Source organism: Pectobacterium carotovorum (assembly GCF_033898505.1).
Lineage (GTDB): Bacteria > Pseudomonadota > Gammaproteobacteria > Enterobacterales > Enterobacteriaceae > Pectobacterium > Pectobacterium carotovorum_J.
Map to the genome: position 1 here is coordinate 1,162,203 of NZ_JAXAFK010000001.1, position 18,984 is coordinate 1,181,186.

Sequence of the window (18,984 nt, forward strand, 5' to 3'; positions counted from 1 at the left end):
CCTTAATGTCTTTTGATTTAAGTTTAACAGTCTCTGGCAGAGACTTCTTTTTAGGGATTTTAGTACGCCCCTATGGGGCGCATTCAATGCCACCTGCTACGCAGGTGGATTTTTACTGGAAGTTTGCTACTTTCTTGGGGCTATTTGGCATCATGGCCTGGTTGAAAATGCGGTTCTTGGATCTTTTCGGATAGGCCAAGATTTCACACAATGGCGGCTACTGAGCGGTTGGCCTTGTCGCGCTTGAGCTGATATGTGGCCGCCTCGCTCCACCTCAACCCTTTCTCATTTTGGAGTGAACGATGAGCCAACGTCTTGATTACTACAGCAAGTCTCCCGATGCCGCCAAGAAGTATCTGGAATTCAATAACGTTTTGCATAAGAAACCGTTCCTGGCTGAGATAGGCCATCTGGTTACGCTGCGCGCTTCTCAGCTTAACGGCTGTGCGTTCTGTGTCGATATGCACGTTAAAGAAGCCAAGATTAATGGGGAGCGCGAACTACGCCTGCATCATGTGGCGGTTTGGCGCGAATCACCGCTTTTTTCCCCGCGCGAGCGTGCTGCGCTTGAATGGACTGAAGTATTGACTCATCTTCCGCCGCACGGCGTACCGGACGAGGTGTTTACGCGCGTTCGTGAACAGCTGTCAGAAGAAGAGCTGGCTGATTTATCTTTTATGATTATCGCGATTAATGGCTGGAATCGTCTGGGCGTTGCGTTTCAGGTGGTTCCCGGTTCCGCAGATAAGCTGTACGGGCTGGAAAAAGCGAATCTGAGCTAATCTAGCCTTTGTTGCTGTTCAAGTTCGGCGCGGATCAGCGTGGCAAGCCGTTCTGATTCAGCTACGGTGGTGCAGTTAGTGAAACTGGCTAATAAAGCGTTATCACCGTTTCCTGATATGGCCCAACGCGATAGTGGTTGAACGGCAATCCCTTGAGCCAGCAAGCGGTCGGCAAGCTGCCGATCGCTAATGCTATCCGGCAGGCGTAAAACTAAATGCATGCCGCCCGGCTGCGAGTCAATGTGTATGCGATTCCCTAAAATACCTTGCAGCGATGCGATTGTGGCAGTGCGACGCTCGGCATAAAGGCGTCGCATGCGCTGAATATGCCGGGCAAAATGGCCTTCAGCGATGAAGCTGGCAACGATAGATTGCGTCATTGTTGGCGATGCTGAAGCGAAGAAAATTCGGCTTGTGCGTTCAAAGGCGGCAACTTGCGCCTGAGGCACAACTAAATAGGCCAGACGAATCCCCGGAAATAACACCTTACTGAAGGTGCCTGCATACAGAACCCGACCGTGACGATCCAGGCTTGCAAGCGCTGGAAGCGGGCGGCTGACGTAGCGATACTCTCCATCATAATCATCCTCCACTATCCAGGCATTCTGGGCCGTTGCCCACTGTAATAACGCCTGTCGCCGAGGCAGTGATAGCGACATCGACAGAGGGCTTTGGTGCGCGGGAGTGACAACGGCCATTGTGGCGTCATTCGCCAGCGCGATGCCGCGCTCGATGTTAAGCCCTTCACGATCGACGGAGACCGGAATCGGACAGAGCCCAGATTGGGATAACAATTGGCGGGTGGGAGGATAGCCGGGGTCCTCAACCCATACGCGCTGTTCCGATTTCAGCAGCGCTAAAATGGCGAGTTGCAAATTGGCACGCCACCCCGAGGTGATGAAGACCTGATTTGCGGTACAGTCAATGCCGCGTGCCACTTGCAGATAAGACGCGATGGCGTTCCTTAGCGCGGGTAAACCATAGGGGGCGGGGTAATCCCAATCCGGTAATTGCATGCTGCGAAGATAACGTGCACCCAACCGCGCCCATAGTTTGCGGGGGAATGCGTCAAAGGCGGGAACCCCCATCTGAAAAGGCAGCAACTGCGCTGGGCGCCACAGTACATCCTGTTCATCGCCGGAAGCGGTGAGGGACACCGGCGCGTCGATAGCGGGAGTCGGCGTTAAGGGTAAATCGGGATTCACAAGCGTTCCAGCCTGACCGCGTGCCTGTAGGTAGCCCTCTGCAATCAGCAGCGAGTAGGCTTGCTCTATCGTCCCGCGCGCCACACCGAGTTCTTTCGCAAGCATACGCGTAGAAGGCAGGCGATCGCCCGGTGCCAATAGGCTCATGCTAATAGCACGGCGCACCCGCTCGTAAAGCTGGCGATAAAGCGGCGTATTCTCCTGAAAGGAGAGAGGGGAAAATAGATGAGAGTTAGGCTTCATACATGGAATCCATGACAAGCAGGTTATAGGCCCAAAAAGCAAAAGCCCTTGCCATGAAGGAAAGGGCTGGGGAGGGAGTCACATCCTCATATATCGCTGTTTTTAGCGATGAGCAAACCGGTTAACGGCTGCGGAAGACAATGCGGCCTTTACTCAGGTCGTACGGGGTTAATTCTACAGTGACTTTGTCACCCGTCAGGATGCGGATATAGTTTTTACGCATTTTACCGGAGATATGAGCGGTAACCACGTGCCCGTTTTCCAATTCAACGCGGAACATGGTGTTGGGCAGCGTATCAAGCACGGTGCCTTGCATTTCAATATTGTCTTCTTTGGCCATCGAATCCTCTAGGTTTAACTACCTTTATTTTTTAACCGCAAGATAATGCCGAAAAACCGCCATTATGTAAAGAAGCGTTCACGTTTGGGACGTTATTTACCCGGTTTTCTCTGTCATAGTACTGGTTCGGCGAGCCGTTGTGGTAACCAACAGCCCTCGTCGACGGCGAGATCCTGCCATTGAGAAAGCTGTTGCAGGAAGCGATCGCGAGGGATTTCACTCACGCCCAGCGACGCAGTATGGGCGTTTAACACCTGACAATCGATCAGTTCACCACCGTGGCGAATAAAATGCTGTTGAAATGCCAGCAGCGCGTATTTTGACGCATTATCCGTACGGCTGAACATTGACTCGCCGCAAAATAATCTTCCTTGTTCAATGCCATACAACCCTCCAACCAGTTTGTCATCCTGCCATACCTCGACAGAATGCGCTTTGCCAGCCAAATGAAGCTGGCGATAGGCTGAGATAATGCCCGACGTAATCCAGGTACCGTCATGGTGCTCGTGCGCGCAGGCGTGAATGACATCATCAAACGCCTGATTCAGCGTGGCGTGAAACGTATGGCGCTTCAGAAATTTTTTCATACTGCGGCTGATATGGAGTTCATTAGGAAACAGCACCGCTCGCGGATTCGGAGACCACCATAAAATAGGTTCACCGGGGGAAAACCAGGGGAAAATTCCCTGTCGGTAAGCCGCTTTTAACCGGGCCACGGAGAGATCGCCGCCAACGGCCAGCAGGCCGTTGGGGTCATCTAGCGCATGGTTCGGATCAGGAAACTGAAGCGATTGGGACGATAGCTGATATAGGCGCATGTTTTTCAAACGTTGTGTTTCAACCGAGTTTGCCTTAAACGTGTTGGCGGAATTGCCAATAACGACCTTTTTCTGCCATTAGCGCCTGATGGCTACCCTGTTCGATCACTTTGCCGTCATCCAGAATACAGATGCGATCCATTGATTCTAAACCGTATAACCGGTGAGTGATAACGATTAGCGTCTTATCAGCACAGTGCTGGCGCAACAGTTGCAGAATACGTTTTTCAGTTTCTGCGTCCAACCCTTCGGTGGGTTCATCCAGCAGAACCAGCGGCGCGTCGTGTAATAAGGCACGCGCTAAAGCGATACGGCGCTGTTCACCGCCGGAGAGCTGGCGACCGCCTTCTCCCAGCCAGGCATTCAGCCCTTCATTTTCCAGCAGTTTTTCTAACCCAACCTGCTGTAATACCTCGGCCAGTTTTTCGTCCCGCGCAGTGGGTGCGGCCAGCAGCAGGTTATCACGCAGCGTTGCGCTAAAAATATGCACGCGCTGTGGTACCACGCTCATCATTGCACGGAGATCTTCTTCCCGCCAATCGGCAAGAGAATGACCATTCAGCGTAATATCGCCGTATTCACAATTCCATGCCCGAGTCAGCAGCTGTAATAGCGTCGATTTCCCACATCCGGTACGGCCCAGCAGCGCCAGATGCTCGCCCGGCTTAATGGAAAGGGAAATATTCTGTAGCACGGGCTGGGGCTGACCGGGGTACGTGAACCCCACATGCGAGAGTTCGAGTGAGGCCTCGCGTGACGTTTCTGGCCCATGCTCAGGAAACGTGACGTCAACGGGCTGACGAATGATTTGATCGACCCGAGCGGCGGAGGCGAGTACTTGTCCCATATGCTGAAACGCCACCGTAACGGGAGCCAACGCCTCGAAGGCAGCAAGCGAGGCAAACACGAACAGTGCAATCAACGCGCCGGGCTGTGGATTACCGCCAACGCCATCCGCTGCCAGCCACAGAATCAGGGTAACGGTCAGTCCGCTGCACAGAATCATCACCGCCTGAGACTGGCCGGTAAGATTGGCTTGCTGGCGTTGACGACGCAGCCAGTTAATTTCCACCAGTGCCAACTGCTGGCGGACGCGATCGAGTGCGCCGAAGACAGTCAGCTCTGCCTGACCTTGTAGCCAGGTCGTCAGTTGGAGGCGGTATTGTGCCCGCAGCGCGGTCAAATCCTGCCCGATACCGTTTCCTGCCCGATAAAACAGAACCGGCAGACACAGCAGCAACACCAGCATGATGGCACCAAGCGTTAACGCCAGTGAGGCGTCAATGAAGCTCAGACCGTAACAGACGATAAGAATGACGGCGAATGCGCTAACGATGGGGGAAATCACACGAAGATAGAGGTGGTCGAGCGTATCCACGTCCGCCACAAGCCGGTTGAGCAGTTCAGCCTGACGAAATTGCGCCAGCCCACCCGGAGAGAGCGGCAAAATGCGTGAAAAGGTGAAAACACGTAAACGCAGCAGAACGCGGAAGGTGGCATCGTGACTAACGACTCGTTCGCCATAGCGCCCGGCCGTACGTGCAATCGCCGCACCCCGCACGCCAGCGGCTGGCAGCATATAGTTAAAGGTGAGTAGCCCGACAATTCCTGCCAATGCGGCACCCGCCAGAAACCAGCCGGAGAGGGCAAGGAGGCCGATGCTGGCAAGTAGCGTAGCAATAGCCAGCACGACGCCCAGGCTTAAACGCCAGATGTGCTGACGGTAGAGCGCCAGAAACGGTTTTAATACCTGCATCGTTTTTCTCTGAGCCATTACAGCGCCTCCTGTCGTTGTGCCAGCAGCGTCGCAAAGGGGCCTGCTTCGGCTCGGAGTGTTTGATAATCACCTTGTTGGACTAACCGACCGCCGTCCATGACCCAAATCGCGTCATATTCGGTGATATCGGCGAGCTGGTGCGTCACCAGCAGCGTGGTCTGGTGACGCGCAGCGTCGTTCAACGCCGTCATAACCAGCTCTTCGCTATGGGCATCAAGACTGGCTGACGGTTCATCCAGCAGCAGTAAGTTGCAAGGATGGATCAGTGCACGGGCAACGGCAACGCGCTGCGCCTGACCGACGGATAAGCGCGCTGCGCCGTCACCGATCGTGGTTTCCAGCCCTTGTGGAAGCTGCGGTAAAAATTCCTGCACATAGGCACGTTCAATCGCCTGCTGTAACTCCACAATGCTGGCCTGCGGGTTGCCCAGCAGAATATTGCTACGCAGCGTCTGCTCCGGTAAATGGGGATTTTGCCCAACCCAGCTCAGTTGCTTACGCCATGATTCAGGCGTTAGCGTGTTTAAGGCCTGACCGTTTACGGTCAATGATCCGCGATAGGGCAGGAACCCCAGCAGTGCATTAAGTAGCGAGCTTTTTCCTGCGCCGCTGAGGCCGACCAGCGCGATACGCTCGCCTGCGCGAATATCGAACGTCAACGGTTGAGTTAGCGGCGTGCCATTCGGCGCGAGGACAACCAGATCTTCCGCCCGAATGGCAATGGCGGTATCACTGCTGAATACTTGGGTGCCAAAGCCTACCGTTTCGCCTTCCTCGGCTAAAAAGGTCACCAGCGATTCTGCTGCGCCAATAGCCTGAGCCTTAGCATGATAGAACGTACCCAAATCGCGCAGAGGCTGAAAAAATTCCGGCGCCAGAATCAACACGAGAAAACCGGCGAATAGCGTCACTCCCATTCCGTAATGGCCGAAATCCAGTTCCCCGAGATAAGAGAAACCGAAATAGACGGCGACAACGGCGATCGAAATGGAGGCAAAAAATTCCAATACGCCCGAGGAGAGAAACGCCATGCGCAGCACTTCCATCGTGCGGCTACGGAAATCTTCGGAAGCGTGGCGGATTTGTTCAGTTTCTGCCTTGCCACGATGAAATAGACGTAGCGTCTCCATTCCGCGCAGGCGATCGAGGAAATGTCCGCTCAGGCGTGCCAGCGCTAGGAAATTGCGTCGGTTGGCATCCGCCGCGCCCATGCCGACCAGCGCCATAAAAAGCGGAATGAGCGGGGCAGTCAGAAACAAAATCAAGCCAGCAGCCCAGTTGATCGGGAAGATTGTGATTAAGATAAGCAACGGAATCAGCGCGGCAAGATACATTTGCGGCAGGTAGCGGGCGTAATAATCCTGCATGTCATCAACCTGCTCAAGAATCATCGTTGCCCAACTGCCGGCGGGTTTGCCTTGTACCCAGGCAGGGCCAAGCTGTTGCAATCGATCCAGTACCAACTTACGAATTTGCTGTCGCACCGCCTGTCCGCACAGAAAACCGACGCGCTCGCGTAACACACTGTTGAGCGCTCGCAGAACGAATGTGGCGATCAGCAGAAGGAAGGGAGAGAGCAGGGATTCACGGGAAGCATGCTCGATGATCAAGGCATGAAGCAGCGTAGCTAACAGCCAGGCTTGTGCCACGATTAACGCGCCGCTCAGGAATCCAAGCAGCAGTGAAATTCGTAGCCAACGTTGCGCCAGCTTACTCTGCTGTTTCAGCCAGGCGGTCAGTTCTTGCTGTCTGGTTTTTTTCATCAGGCACCAGTTCGTTATATTGCTGAAATGGACTTAACAGAAAATAACTCTTATGTAACTGTTAGTTAACAAAATTATCTTCTATCATGCAGAATGACGCCATGTTACCGCGACGAGGACGCGCTGCAAACGAAAAGGAGAGGGGAAATGGGTGAGACGATCAATTTTTGTGTTGCGTGAGGTAAAGCAAAGGGAAGAAAACGGAACGGCTGTCGCCGCTCCGTTCTTAACTGCGTATTACTTGCTGACGGTCAATCCGTCTAGGTAACGTTCTGCATCCAGTGCCGCCATACAGCCAGTACCTGCGGAGGTAATGGCCTGACGGTAAATGTGGTCCATGACGTCGCCTGCGGCAAAAACGCCAGGAATGCTGGTCTGTGTCGCGTTACCGTGAATACCGGATTGCACTTTAATATAGCCGTTTTCCAGTTCCAGTTGACCGCCAAACACGGCCGTGTTTGGGCTGTGGCCGATAGCGATAAACACGCCAGCCAGCTCCAGTTCTTCCGCTGCATCGCTTTGCGTATCGCGGATACGAACACCAGTCACCCCCATGTCATCGCCCAGCACTTCGTCCAGCGTACGGTTGGTATGCAGGATGATGTTGCCGTTTTTGACTTTGTCCATCAGACGGTCGATCAGAATCTTCTCTGAACGGAACGTCTCACGGCGGTGGATTAAATGCACTTCCGCAGCGATGTTAGATAGGTACAGCGCTTCTTCGACGGCGGTATTCCCGCCACCCACCACGGCAACTTTCTGATTGCGGTAGAAGAACCCGTCACAGGTTGCACAGGCGGAAACGCCCTTGCCTTTAAATGCCTCTTCAGACGGCAGACCAAGGTAGCGAGCCGATGCCCCGGTGGCGATGATCAGCGCGTCACAGGTGTACTCGTCGCTATCACCAAATAAACGGAAGGGACGGTTCTGCAAATCAACACGTTCAATATGATCGAAGATCACTTCGGTATTGAATTTGGTCGCATGCGCGTGCATGCGTTCCATTAACAGTGGGCCTGTTAAATCATCGGCGTCGCCCGGCCAGTTTTCTACTTCGGTCGTGGTCGTCAACTGACCGCCTTTTTCCATACCAGTGATTAATACTGGCTGTAAATTCGCCCGTGCAGCATAAACAGCGGCAGTATAGCCAGCAGGGCCTGAACCCAGAATCAATAACTTGTGATGTTTAACGGTACCCATGCTTTCCTCATTTCATGACGGCGGATAATGTTCATATGAGCGGTCTCTACGACAAACACGCTGACTTATTACAAACAGTCTCTACCACGGACAATGAGAATGATTGTAAGGAAATTACAGGAGTAAAAAAAGTATGCAGAAAAGTTGCTGGCTATTTGTTTAATCGTTAATGACGATGGTGACGACAAATCGCTGAAAAATCAGCCACATTCATAAGTAAAATGATTGAAGTCACCTCGGCGAATGGCTCTGGCTTATCCAATCTGGCAGTTTCTTCTGATTTTCGTTGTTTTGCTTTGACAATCGGCTGTGCATTTGCGAAAACATCTGGGTAAGAGGAAATTTTTTGTATGTGAACAGTTAAAAGCTCGGCTTTTTATTCGTTTTTGCGCAGGTAGTAGGCCTTTGGGCCACGGATATGACGTGATGGTCTTTTTCGCGGGTGAGCAATACGTGGGGCGAGAACGAGAAGTTAATGACTTTTGATATACAAAATAGGCAGCGTGTCTTCTTTAAGGGTAGCTCTGATACATGAGGTCTATCGGGGTAAGCGGGTGCAGGGAAAAGTGAAGAGAGACAATAATAATGGTAGACACTAAAAAACGGCCAGGAAAAGATCTCGATCGTATTGATCGTAACATCCTGAACGAATTGCAAAAAGATGGGCGTATTTCCAATGTCGAGTTGTCCAAACGTGTTGGGCTGTCGCCAACACCTTGTCTGGAACGTGTGCGTCGTCTGGAAAGACAGGGGTTCATTAACGGCTACACAGCACTGCTAAACCCGCATTATCTGGATGCGTCACTGCTGGTTTTTGTTGAAATAACGCTAAACCGCGGCGCGCCTGATGTGTTTGAACAGTTTAATGCTGCGGTGCAGAAGCTGGAAGAAATTCAGGAATGTCATCTGGTTTCTGGTGATTTTGACTACCTGTTGAAAACGCGCGTGCCGGATATGTCTGCTTACCGTAAGCTCCTGGGTGAAACGCTGCTGCGTTTGCCGGGCGTAAACGACACCCGTACTTACGTGGTGATGGAAGAAGTGAAGCAAAGCAACCGTCTGGTTATTAAGACGCGATAAACGTGTGGGTGCAAAACCCGATAAATTCAGCTACACTCCTGTGAATTTATACAGTCCCAGCGCCGGGTTTTCTCGGCGCTTTGTCATAAACCTTACAGGCCCCTGGAGAGACTCTTGAGCCAGGAATATACAGAAGATAAAGACGTTACCCTGAAAAAACTCAGTGGAACACGTCGCTTGCTTGAAGCGATTTTAATCGTTGTGGCACTTTTTGCAGTTTATCTCAGTGTCGCACTACTCAGTTTCAGCCCCTCCGATCCCAGTTGGTCACAGACTGCATGGCACGAGCCGATTCACAACCTTGGTGGTGTAGCAGGCGCATGGCTGGCGGATACGCTGTTCTTTATTTTTGGTGTGCTGGCCTATGCCATTCCGCCGATTATGTTATCCCTGTGCTGGGCTGCTTTCCGCCAGCGTGATAACCACCAGTCTATCGACTACTTTACCTTTTCACTTCGCCTGATTGGGACATTGGCGCTGATCCTGACCTCGTGTGGTCTGGCTGCGTTGAATATTGACGATCTCTACTATTTTGCTTCCGGTGGTGTCTTGGGAAGCCTGTTGAGCAGCTCAATGATCCCGCGTTTCAACAGCATGGGCGCGACGCTGATTCTGCTGTGCGTGTGGGGCGCTGGGTTAACACTGTTTACCGGTTGGTCATGGTTAACGATCGCTGAAAAAATTGGTGCCGGTGTTTTGGGCTGTCTGACATTTATGTCAAACCGCTCACGTCGCGATGAAGACTACCGCGAAGAAAACGACCGTGAAGAAGATGAACGCGATGTGCTTAACCTGCGCCACGATGAAGCGTCGGATGAGGCGGTAACGCAACAGCGCGATGACGATGATGTGCTGTTTTCTGCGCCTTCTGTGGCTGATGCTGCAAACGACATTGTGGCAGAGAATAAGATGGAAGCGTCATCATCTTCCGCCGAAAGCGCGTCGGCCACTACAGCAGAGAACTTCTCAGCAGAAACGTCAGCAGCAGGGTCAACATTCCCTGAACTGGCTGCGTCTGATTCGCGGTTGCCTGACGCATCGTCTGCTATTGTGCCACCTGTTGCCCCATCTCCGATTGATACGGCATCGTCGCTAAACCCGCCGCTGTATTCGTTTGAAATCCCTGAAACGCCTGCTGCGATGCCAGAGATTGCGACGTCGCCTGAACGCCATAGCAGCGCGTATGCACCTTACGGGAATAGCTACGGAGAGAGTGCTGTACCGCCAATCGTAACGGCACCGGTGGTTCAGCCCTTTGCTGAAGCGCCACAGCCTGCACGTGATGCGGATTTCAACGCGAACAATACCTTTATGCCGGCGTTCAGCGCCGATGGGGATGACAACCCGCAGATTAAACGCGGCGTCGGGCCGGAACTGCCGCGCCCTAATCCGGTGCGCATTCCTACTCGTCGCGAATTGGCGTCATATGGAATCAAACTGCCATCGCAGCGGTTGGCCGAAGAGCAGGCAAGGTTACAGGCGCAGAATGAGAGTGCGGAAACGGAATTGACGAACGATATCTATCAGGAAGAAACACCGGATGATATTGCCCGTCAGGAAGCCGCTTTGCAGCAGGAATACCTGAATCAGCAGCGTCAGCGTTACGGTGATGAATATCCGTTACAGGAAGAAGATGAAGACGCGCTTTTGCAAGCGCAGCTCGCGAGAGATTTCGCTGCACAGCAGCAGTCTCGTTATGATGCTAATGCGTTGCAGCGCGATGAGGGCATGCCAGCTCCGGCAGCATCGCCAGTGGTCAGTGAGCCAGTTCAGCCAGCTCCTGTGGTAGCGCATAACGACTTTTCATTCTCGCCGTTTAGCGCGGAGAATAATCGTGAGCCTGAGCCGCCTACGTTTAGTGAACCTCCGTATACGCAACCGTCTTATCGTGCCGAATCCGATCTTCCACCGATGCATGCTGGTGAGGATGACGACGACGCTGATGATCGCAATCCGTTGACGTTTGGTCAGCCAGCGCAACCAACGTCAGCGCCTGTTGAGGCCGAGAAACAGGAAACTGTAGCAACACCAACGCATCATCCTGCAATGGATGGTCTGATTCATCCGTTCCTGATGCGTAATGAACAACCGCTACAGAAGCCGACTACGCCGCTGCCAACGCTGGATTTGTTGACGCCGCCGCCAGCCAGCGAAGCGCCTGTTGATAATTTCGCGTTGGAACAGACGGCGCGATTAATTGAAGCGCGTCTGGCTGATTTCCGGGTAAAAGCAGATGTGGTCGATCATTCGCCAGGGCCGGTGATCACACGGTTTGAATTGGATCTGGCACCGGGTGTTAAAGCGGCACGTATCTCGAATCTGTCGCGCGATTTGGCGCGTTCTCTGTCAGTTGTCGCGGTGCGTATTGTTGAGGTGATTCCGGGCAAACCGTATGTCGGTTTGGAACTGCCGAATGCGCATCGTCAAACGGTTTATCTGCGCGAAGTGTTGGACTGCGACAAATTCCGCGATAACCCATCGCCGCTGTCGATTGTGCTGGGTAAAGATATTGCAGGCGATCCTGTCGTTGCCGATCTGGCGAAAATGCCACACCTGCTGGTCGCCGGTACGACGGGCTCGGGTAAATCGGTCGGCGTCAACGCTATGATCATCAGTATGTTGTATAAAGCCACGCCGGAAGACGTACGCTTTATCATGATCGACCCGAAAATGCTGGAGCTCTCGGTGTACGAAGGTATTCCGCATTTGTTGACGGAAGTCGTGACCGACATGAAGGATGCGGCAAATGCGTTGCGCTGGTGCGTCGGTGAAATGGAACGTCGCTATAAGCTGATGTCGGCGCTTGGCGTGCGTAATCTGGCGGGATACAACGAACGGGTGATGACGGCAAATGCAATGGGACGCCCAATCCCCGATCCGTTCTGGAAGCCGGGTGACAGTATGGACATGACGCCGCCAGTGCTGGAAAAACTGCCGTATATTGTGGTGATGGTCGATGAATTTGCTGACCTGATGATGGCGGTGGGTAAGAAAGTTGAAGAGTTGATTGCCCGATTGGCGCAAAAAGCGCGTGCTGCGGGTATTCACCTGGTACTGGCAACGCAGCGTCCTTCCGTTGATGTTATCACCGGATTGATCAAAGCGAATATTCCGACGCGTATCGCGTTTACGGTGTCCAGCAAAATCGACTCACGGACTATCCTCGATCAAGGCGGTGCAGAATCGCTATTGGGGATGGGGGATATGCTGTATATGGCTCCTAACTCCTCGATACCTGTCCGCGTTCATGGCGCTTTTGTCCGCGACGAGGAAGTGCACGCTGTCGTTCAGGACTGGAAAGCGCGTGGCCGTCCTCAATATATCGATAATATTGTCAGCGGTGGCGATGATGCTGAAGGCGGAAGTCTCGGTCTTGATGGCGATGAAGAACTCGATCCGCTGTTCGATCAGGCGGTAGAATTTGTGGTCGATAAGCGTCGTGCATCCATTTCCGGTGTACAGCGCCAGTTCCGAATCGGTTATAACCGCGCCGCGCGAATCGTTGAGCAAATGGAAGCACAGGGCATCGTCAGCTCCCCTGGGCACAATGGCAACCGCGAGGTATTGGCTCCGCCATCCATGGAATAAGCGCGTTGTATTGATTGATCTCACTCTACTATAAGGGCTGCGCGTGCAGCCCTTATGCAAAGAAGCGTAAAAGCGGTGATAAGCAGATAATTCACCTATCACCGCCCGAGTGGGTTCAGATAACATAGATCTACAGATAACGTAGATCGACAAATAACACCGATCCACAAATCACATAGGTCTCGTGCAAAGCATCTGACGTCAATATGTGAAGGTTGTTATATCAGGAAATTCAAAGGATTATGCGTATGAAAAAGTGGTTAGCTATCAGTTGCCTGGTTGCAGGTATGACCTCAACCGCTGTCTATGCGGACGCGGCAAAAGATTTGCAGGGTCGCCTCAATAAAGTAAACAGTTTCCATGCAAATTTTAGCCAGAAAGTCACCAGCGCCGATGGCGCAGCCGTGCAGGAAGGGGAAGGTGAACTGTGGTTGAAGCGTCCTAACTTATTTAACTGGAAAACCACATCACCTGATGAAAGTACCCTGATTTCTGACGGAAAAACGCTCTGGTTCTACAATCCGTTTGTGGAGCAAGTCACGGCAACCTGGCTGAAGGATGCAACAGGAAATACGCCGTTCATTCTGATTACGCGTAACGATGCCAGCGACTGGAATAAATACAATGTGCGTCAGAAAGGCGATGACTTCGAGCTTACGCCGAAATCCGCGAGTGGCAATCTGAAACAGTTCGCGATTAATGTGACGACAAACGGCACAATCAAGCAGTTTACCGCGACGGAACAGGATGGGCAGCGGAGCACTTATGTGCTGAAGAACCAGCAAAATGCCGCTGTTGATGCCGCGCAATTTACGTTCACACCGCCGAAAGGCGTCACGCTGGATGACCAGCGTCAGTGAGGCCAGAGTGAGCAACCTGTCCCTTGATTTTTCCCACAACGAATTCCAGCCCCTGGCCGCGCGTATGCGGCCAGAGACCTTGGCGCAGTATATTGGTCAACAGCACCTGTTAGGCGCCGGTAAGCCTTTGCCACGGGCAATCGAGGCAGGGCAGTTGCACTCCATGATTCTCTGGGGACCGCCAGGAACGGGAAAAACCACGCTGGCAGAATTGATTGGGCATTACGGGCAGGCTGATGTAGAACGCATTTCTGCCGTGACGTCCGGTATTAAAGAAATTCGTGAAGCGATTGAACGTGCCCTACAAAACCGCAATGCGGGGCGTCGTACCATTTTGTTTGTCGATGAAGTCCATCGTTTCAACAAAAGCCAGCAGGATGCGTTTTTGCCACATATCGAAGATGGAACGATCACCTTCATTGGGGCAACAACGGAAAATCCCTCTTTTGAGCTTAATTCCGCGTTGTTATCTCGTGCCCGTGTCTATTTGCTGAAAGCGCTGACGGTAGAAGATATCGAACAGGTATTGCAGCAGGCGATGAGTGACAGCGAGCGGGGATACGGCGGACAGAATATTGTTCTGCCTGCCGACACCGCACGGATGCTGGCTGAATTGGTCAATGGTGATGCCAGACGTGCGCTGAATAGTCTGGAAATGATGGCGGATATGGCGGAAATTGATGCGCAGGGCATGCGTGTCTTGACGCCGGCGCTCCTCAATGAAATTGCTGGCGAGCGCAGTGCCCGCTTTGATAACAAAGGTGACCGCTATTACGACTTGATTTCGGCGCTGCATAAATCGGTAAGAGGCTCTGCGCCGGATGCGGCGCTTTATTGGTACGCCAGGATAATCACCGCCGGTGGCGATCCGCTGTATGTTGCCCGACGATTGCTGGCGATTGCGTCGGAAGACGTCGGCAATGCCGACCCGCGTGCGATGCAGGTGGCGATCTCCGCCTGGGATTGCTTCACTCGCGTTGGCCCGGCGGAAGGAGAACGCGCCATCGCTCAGGCGATAGTTTATCTGGCCTGCGCGCCCAAAAGTAATGCCGTATATAGCGCGTTCAAAGCGGCGATGCAGGATGCGCGTGAGAAGCCAGACTATGATGTTCCTGAGCACTTGCGCAACGCACCGACCCGCTTGATGAAAGAAATGGGGCTCGGGGCAGAGTATCGGTACGCACACAATGAACCCAATGCCTATGCCGCTGGCGAGATCTACTTTCCACAGGAAATGGCGGATACGCACTATTACACGCCGACTTCGCGCGGCCTTGAGGGCAAAATTGGTGAAAAGCTCGCCTGGCTTGCCGCTCAGGATCAAAATAGCCCGACAAAACGCTACCGTTGAACTAAGCGTTGCGGTAAGGTTATTGAGGTATTTTCTGAAACCGGCCGCGTAGCGCGCCGTGTACGCCATCATTTCATTTGATAATCATAAGCACAGGATTAGCATGCTCGATCCCAATTTACTGCGTAATGAGCTAGACGCAGTCGCCGAAAAGTTACTGGCTCGCAGAGGCTTTAAGCTGGATGTTGAGACCCTGCGTAAGCAGGAAGAACGTCGTAAAGTATTGCAGGTAGAAACCGAAAACCTGCAGGCAGAGCGTAACTCCCGATCGAAAGAGATTGGTGCAGCGAAAGCACGCGGTGAAGATATCGAGCCTTTGCGTCGTGAAGTCAACACATTAGGCGAAAAACTGGATGCCGCGAAAGCCGAGCTGGATCAGTTGCAGAATGAAATTCGCGATCTGGCGCTAACGATCCCAAACCTGCCAGACGACTCTGTACCGCTTGGTAAGGATGATACAGAGAACCAGGAAGTGACTCGCTGGGGTGAGCCGCGCAAGTATGATTTCCCGGTGCGCGATCATGTTGAACTCGGCGAGATGGCTGCCGGACTGGATTTTGCCGCTGCGGTGAAATTAACGGGTGCGCGTTTTGTCGTGATGAAAGGGCAAATTGCCCGTCTGCATCGTGCGCTTGCCCAGTTCATGCTGGATTTGCATACGCAACAGCATGGCTATCAGGAAGCCTATGTGCCTTATCTGGTTAACCACGCCACGCTATACGGTACCGGTCAGTTGCCTAAATTTGGCGAAGATCTGTTCCATACCCGACCGTTGAGCGAAGAAGCGGAAAACAGCAACTATGCGCTGATTCCGACGGCTGAAGTTCCGTTGACCAATCTGGTGCGTGACGAGATTCTTGATGAAGAATCCTTGCCGTTGAAGATGACCGCTCACACGCCTTGCTTCCGTTCTGAAGCGGGTTCTTACGGTCGCGATACGCGTGGGTTGATTCGTATGCACCAGTTTGACAAGGTTGAACTGGTACAAATCGTCCGTCCTGAAGATTCGATGCAGGCGCTGGAAGAATTGACGACCCACGCCGAAACGGTACTGCAATTGCTGAAATTACCGTATCGTAAAGTCTTGCTGTGCACAGGCGACATGGGCTTTGGCTCCACCAAAACTTACGATCTGGAAGTCTGGCTGCCGGCGCAGGATACGTACCGTGAAATCTCCTCTTGCTCAAACATGTGGGATTTCCAGGCGCGTCGTATGCAGGCTCGCTGCCGCAGCAAGTCCGACAAGAAGACCCGCCTGGTTCACACGTTGAACGGTTCTGGTCTGGCAGTTGGTCGTACACTGGTGGCTGTTCTGGAAAACTACCAGCAGGCTGATGGCCGTATTGAAATTCCTGAAGTGCTGCGTCCGTATATGGGCGGGCTGGAATTTATTGGTTAATCGCCGATGACCTGAAAAAAGCGCCCGTTTAAAGGCGCTTTTTTTACGCCTCCTGTTCGGTAATATTTTTTCATCGTAAAAATAGCTTCTCTATCTTAAACAACCCGTTCGACTTAATTTTAAAGCTAAAACTGATGTAAAATCAGTTGAGTAGCTTCTTTCTGTTTTCAATCGTGGAGGCCTTTCTGTGGACGTTGATGAATTCTTTCAATCCATAATTTGAGAAAGGACTTTTAGCACTTTTTGCCCGGATTGACTTTTATATACGCAGTGGCATGATGCGCTCACTCTTCTCCGGTTGTTTGGTTATCCACTTCGCTATGTCTGCTTATTCCCGCCCAGTGCTGCTATTGCTCTGCGGACTCTTGCTGCTGACAGTTTGTATCGCGGTATTAAATACTTTGGTACCACTTTGGCTGAGTTATCAATCTCTTCCCGTCTGGCAGGTTGGCCTCGTTGGCTCATCCTATTTCGGCGGCAATCTGGTTGGAACGCTAGTCGCCGGTAAATTAATCAAACTTTATGGGTTTAACCGCAGCTATTATTTCGCCGCTTTATTATTTGGCATCGCGATTGCTGGTCTCGGTATTTCTACGGATATTGGCAGTTGGCTATTCTGGCGCTTTCTTGCTGGGATCGGCTGTGCATTAATCTGGGTCGTGGTTGAAAGCGCCTTGTTGTGTAGCGGAACGCCGACGCAACGAGGGCAACTGCTGGCTGCGTATATGATTGCCTATTACCTCGGTAGCGTGATTGGACAGCTCCTGCTTGGCGTATTGCCGACAGCATTGCTGAACGTGCTGCCGTGGATGGTCGCACTGGTTATTTTGGCAGTATTGCCACTGTTGTTTACTCGTCTTCCTACGCCGCCAGAACAGCAAGAAAAGTCTGTTAGTATGTGGAAAATGCTGACGTATCGCAGTGCGCGCTTAGGCGTACATGGCTGTATTATTTCCGGCGCAATTTTAGGATCGCTGTATGGCCTGATGCCACTGTATCTCTCTCATCAGGGAATGAATGATGCGCAGGTTGGATACTGGATGGCACTGCTGATCAGCTCTGGGATTATCGGTCAATGGCCTATTGGACGTATGGCCGATCGATATGGGCGGCTGTTGGTTCTGCGGGTGTTAGTCTTTGTTGTCATTATTGGCTGTATTGCCATGCTAAGCATCAGTCACTATGCCATGGCACCGTCGCTGTTCCTGCTGGGATGCGCAGGGTTTACGCTGTATCCCGTTGCCATGTCGTGGGCATGTGAAAAAGTACGCCCTGATGAGCTGGTAGCGATGAATCAGGCCTTGCTCCTCAGCTACACGCTTGGCAGTCTTTGCGGGCCAAGCGTTGCTGCGGTATTGATGCAGAGTTACTCCGATCGCTTGCTGTTTGTACTGATTGCCGCTGTTGCCATGATCTACCTGATGATGTTGCTCAGAAAAGCCGATCATCATCCAACGCCGTTAGCTGCTGCTTGAGCTAGCGGCATCAAGGCTGGCCAGCGAGCTTTGTCCCGCTTCGACCATGTTATTCCACAGCGCTTCAGCCACCGGACTAAGGCGCTGTTTTGCGTTTCGTACCAGATAAAATATGCTGGTTAGCTTTAGACGATCTGGAGCAACTGCCGCAAGTTTTCCTTTTTCCACCCAAGCGGCAGCATAATGGTCGGGAAGAAATCCAATATGGGTACCTGCAAGCAGGAGTAATAGGCTTCCCTCAAGATGCCAGGCTGTTTGGTGGAAACCTTGCTTTGATACAGGACCTAGTTGTTTAGATATTTCGTTGAAAGCATGTCCACCGATGAGCAGTCTACGAGGATTTAATTCACCATTGAGCCATTCGCGTTCTATAATTTCAGCATTTTCTGCTAGTGAATAAAAGTAACTGTGTTCAACGAATACAGGCTCATAAAAAATGTCTGAGGGGATATCATCAGGTAGGGCGCTTAGAACGATATCGAGGTGTCCATTCTTTAATCGCTCCATAAGCGGAAGGTATTCCATAATTTCAAGTTCGACATTGACTTCAGGGCTCTGGGCATAAAGCTCAGTTATCGCCTGAGATACAACATTATTGGGGTGGGTCGCAATATTATCCAGACAACCTAATTTGACTTTACCGATAAGTTGATGCTTGATACGGGCGAGTCTGTTAGCAAAATCATCAAGGGTAGAAATGACCGATTTTGCTTCCTGATAGACAACCTCGCCTTCGGTTGTTAAGGCAAAACCGCCGCGACCACGTTCGCACAGGACTAACCCGAGCGTATCCTCAAGGCGAGACAGGTAGTGGCTCAGTACAGGTTGGCTTAAGCCTGTCGCGGCCTGAGCATTGGTAATCCCTTGTTTTTCAACAATTTTACAAAAAAGTTTTAACCAGCGGATCTCCAGTTTATCTAAGCGCATAGCATTTCCTTCGCATACATTACATATCTGAATGTTAACATCAAAATATATCTGTATTAATCGATATGAAACCCATTTATCTTGTTGTCACGCCACATCGCTGATGTGGTTGCCACGAAAAGTGTGGTTTTATGCGTCACATCAGGGTCTCTCATAAGCACAATGGTGTTGTTAGC

General features: G+C 52.1%; 14 protein-coding genes. 7 read left to right on the top strand and 7 right to left on the bottom strand.

The window, feature by feature from the left end:
• Nucleotides 1-302 precede the first annotated feature (302 nt).
• Nucleotides 303-782 (top strand): carboxymuconolactone decarboxylase family protein, encoded by a 480-nt coding sequence (locus R9X49_RS05140; protein ID WP_319847448.1) that lies wholly within the window; start codon nucleotides 303-305, stop codon nucleotides 780-782.
• On the opposite strand, the gene R9X49_RS05145 is transcribed toward R9X49_RS05140, so the two are convergent.
• The 6 genes from R9X49_RS05145 to trxB all read right to left on the bottom strand — a co-directional run bounded on the left by R9X49_RS05145 (nucleotide 779) and on the right by trxB (nucleotide 8,128).
• The gene (locus R9X49_RS05145) at nucleotides 779-2,230 is read right to left on the bottom strand and encodes a PLP-dependent aminotransferase family protein (protein ID WP_319847449.1); all 1,452 of its coding nucleotides are present in this window, start codon (nucleotides 2,228-2,230) and stop codon (nucleotides 779-781) included. The two genes, R9X49_RS05140 and R9X49_RS05145, sit on opposite strands and share 4 nt — an antisense overlap.
• A 121-nt stretch (nucleotides 2,231-2,351) precedes the next feature.
• Complete coding sequence (gene infA / locus R9X49_RS05150) at nucleotides 2,352-2,570, bottom strand: translation initiation factor IF-1 (protein ID WP_002211347.1); 219 nt, start codon at nucleotides 2,568-2,570, stop codon at nucleotides 2,352-2,354.
• Nucleotides 2,571-2,683: 113 nt separating this feature from the next.
• Complete coding sequence (gene aat, locus R9X49_RS05155; RefSeq protein ID WP_319847450.1) at nucleotides 2,684-3,388, bottom strand: leucyl/phenylalanyl-tRNA--protein transferase; 705 nt, start codon at nucleotides 3,386-3,388, stop codon at nucleotides 2,684-2,686.
• 34 nt (nucleotides 3,389-3,422) lie between these two features.
• Complete coding sequence (gene cydC, locus R9X49_RS05160) at nucleotides 3,423-5,162, bottom strand: heme ABC transporter ATP-binding protein/permease CydC (protein ID WP_319847451.1); 1,740 nt, start codon at nucleotides 5,160-5,162, stop codon at nucleotides 3,423-3,425.
• The gene (cydD, locus tag R9X49_RS05165; protein WP_319847452.1) at nucleotides 5,162-6,928 is read right to left on the bottom strand and encodes a heme ABC transporter permease/ATP-binding protein CydD; all 1,767 of its coding nucleotides are present in this window, start codon (nucleotides 6,926-6,928) and stop codon (nucleotides 5,162-5,164) included. The genes cydC and cydD overlap by 1 nt, the downstream gene beginning before the upstream one ends.
• Nucleotides 6,929-7,165: 237 nt before the next feature.
• Nucleotides 7,166-8,128, bottom strand: coding sequence for a thioredoxin-disulfide reductase (gene trxB, locus R9X49_RS05170; protein ID WP_319847453.1), 963 nt, complete (start codon nucleotides 8,126-8,128; stop codon nucleotides 7,166-7,168).
• A gap of 585 nt (nucleotides 8,129-8,713) precedes the next feature.
• Between trxB and lrp the strand changes: the two genes are divergently transcribed.
• The 6 genes from lrp to R9X49_RS05200 all read left to right on the top strand — a co-directional run bounded on the left by lrp (nucleotide 8,714) and on the right by R9X49_RS05200 (nucleotide 17,881).
• Complete coding sequence (lrp, locus tag R9X49_RS05175) at nucleotides 8,714-9,208, top strand: leucine-responsive transcriptional regulator Lrp (RefSeq protein WP_010277211.1); 495 nt, start codon at nucleotides 8,714-8,716, stop codon at nucleotides 9,206-9,208.
• 114 nt (nucleotides 9,209-9,322) lie between these two features.
• Nucleotides 9,323-12,796, top strand: coding sequence for a DNA translocase FtsK 4TM domain-containing protein (locus R9X49_RS05180; RefSeq protein WP_319847454.1), 3,474 nt, complete (start codon nucleotides 9,323-9,325; stop codon nucleotides 12,794-12,796).
• A gap of 248 nt (nucleotides 12,797-13,044) precedes the next feature.
• Complete coding sequence (gene lolA, locus R9X49_RS05185) at nucleotides 13,045-13,656, top strand: outer membrane lipoprotein chaperone LolA (protein WP_319847455.1); 612 nt, start codon at nucleotides 13,045-13,047, stop codon at nucleotides 13,654-13,656.
• A gap of 7 nt (nucleotides 13,657-13,663) precedes the next feature.
• A complete protein-coding gene (locus tag R9X49_RS05190; RefSeq protein ID WP_319848586.1) occupies nucleotides 13,664-15,007 on the top strand; it encodes a replication-associated recombination protein A in 1,344 nt (447 codons plus the stop codon).
• Between the two features lie 103 nt (nucleotides 15,008-15,110).
• A complete protein-coding gene (serS, locus tag R9X49_RS05195) occupies nucleotides 15,111-16,406 on the top strand; it encodes a serine--tRNA ligase (protein ID WP_319847456.1) in 1,296 nt (431 codons plus the stop codon).
• A 320-nt stretch (nucleotides 16,407-16,726) separates the two neighbouring features.
• The gene (locus R9X49_RS05200) at nucleotides 16,727-17,881 is read left to right on the top strand and encodes an MFS transporter (RefSeq protein ID WP_319848587.1); all 1,155 of its coding nucleotides are present in this window, start codon (nucleotides 16,727-16,729) and stop codon (nucleotides 17,879-17,881) included.
• Here the strand turns inward: R9X49_RS05200 and R9X49_RS05205 are convergent.
• Nucleotides 17,867-18,808 (bottom strand): LysR family transcriptional regulator, encoded by a 942-nt coding sequence (locus R9X49_RS05205; protein ID WP_319847457.1) that lies wholly within the window; start codon nucleotides 18,806-18,808, stop codon nucleotides 17,867-17,869. The genes R9X49_RS05200 and R9X49_RS05205 overlap by 15 nt on opposite strands.
• Nucleotides 18,809-18,984 lie beyond the last annotated feature (176 nt).

Coding starts and splice junctions, on each gene's coding strand:
- cydD (WP_319847452.1), bottom strand. CDS start 6,928: ATGAAAAAAACCAGACAGCAAGAACTGACCGCCTGGCTGAAACAGCAG.
- R9X49_RS05145 (WP_319847449.1), bottom strand. CDS start 2,230: ATGAAGCCTAACTCTCATCTATTTTCCCCTCTCTCCTTTCAGGAGAAT.
- infA (WP_002211347.1), bottom strand. CDS start 2,570: ATGGCCAAAGAAGACAATATTGAAATGCAAGGCACCGTGCTTGATACG.
- aat (WP_319847450.1), bottom strand. CDS start 3,388: ATGCGCCTATATCAGCTATCGTCCCAATCGCTTCAGTTTCCTGATCCG.
- serS (WP_319847456.1), top strand. CDS start 15,111: ATGCTCGATCCCAATTTACTGCGTAATGAGCTAGACGCAGTCGCCGAA.
- R9X49_RS05140 (WP_319847448.1), top strand. CDS start 303: ATGAGCCAACGTCTTGATTACTACAGCAAGTCTCCCGATGCCGCCAAG.
- lolA (WP_319847455.1), top strand. CDS start 13,045: ATGAAAAAGTGGTTAGCTATCAGTTGCCTGGTTGCAGGTATGACCTCA.
- trxB (WP_319847453.1), bottom strand. CDS start 8,128: ATGGGTACCGTTAAACATCACAAGTTATTGATTCTGGGTTCAGGCCCT.
- lrp (WP_010277211.1), top strand. CDS start 8,714: ATGGTAGACACTAAAAAACGGCCAGGAAAAGATCTCGATCGTATTGAT.
- R9X49_RS05205 (WP_319847457.1), bottom strand. CDS start 18,808: ATGCGCTTAGATAAACTGGAGATCCGCTGGTTAAAACTTTTTTGTAAA.
- cydC (WP_319847451.1), bottom strand. CDS start 5,162: ATGGCTCAGAGAAAAACGATGCAGGTATTAAAACCGTTTCTGGCGCTC.
- R9X49_RS05200 (WP_319848587.1), top strand. CDS start 16,727: ATGTCTGCTTATTCCCGCCCAGTGCTGCTATTGCTCTGCGGACTCTTG.